Source organism: Methylomonas aurea (assembly GCF_024505045.1).
Taxonomy (GTDB): Bacteria; Pseudomonadota; Gammaproteobacteria; order Methylococcales; family Methylomonadaceae; genus Methylomonas; species Methylomonas aurea.
On sequence record NZ_JANIBM010000018.1, the window covers coordinates 1 to 668 of the forward strand.

Below are 668 nucleotides of genomic sequence, written 5' to 3' on the forward strand. Positions count from 1 at the left end.
AGGCCGGCCGCGCCACGATTGCCGAGCAAACCACCGAAATCATCGACGGCGGCGTCGCGTTCGAGAAAACCGGCGATTTGTTTGTCGATCTGCCGGTCGAGATCGCAGGTACGATCGACTGCATGGAGTTGATGCTGATGGACGCCGTGATTTACTTGATGCCGGAGGCGGCATGAACGGGGCCCAGCCGCGCGCATTCGACCGCACCAAATTCCTGCAATTGCTGGCTATCGGCAAAACCCAACTGCAATTCGACGACGAGTTTTACCGCTGCATCTGGCTGCCGCAGCAAGGCGCCACCAAGGATAAAGACGGCCGCTATTCCGCGACGACCTTGAGCAACACGCAGTTGTTCAAGGCCGTGGAGGAAATGAAGCGGCTCGGCTTCAAGGTCCAATCCAAAAACGCCACCAAGAAACCGCGCAAAGGCCACCGCCGCCAAGCCGACGACGCCCAGTCGAAAATGATCCGCGGCCTTTGGATCGAGTTGCACCAACTCGGCGAAGTCCGCGATCCGTCCGAAGCGGCGCTGGCGAAGTGGGTCTCCGGCCAGGTCAAATCATCCAAGGGCGCGGAAGCGCTGCAATGGCTGGATGGCCACCAGGCCGGCCGGGTTATCGAGCAGCTTAAGAAGTGGCGCGATCGCGTGTTGGCCAAACGCCGCCAGG

General features: G+C 60.8%; 1 protein-coding gene. It reads left to right on the forward strand.

Features of this window, described 5'->3' with window-relative positions; translation table 11 throughout:
- Positions 1–172: 172 nt before the first annotated feature.
- A partial coding sequence (locus NP603_RS13935; protein WP_256611509.1) for a regulatory protein GemA occupies positions 173–668 on the forward strand: 496 nt, incomplete at its 3' end.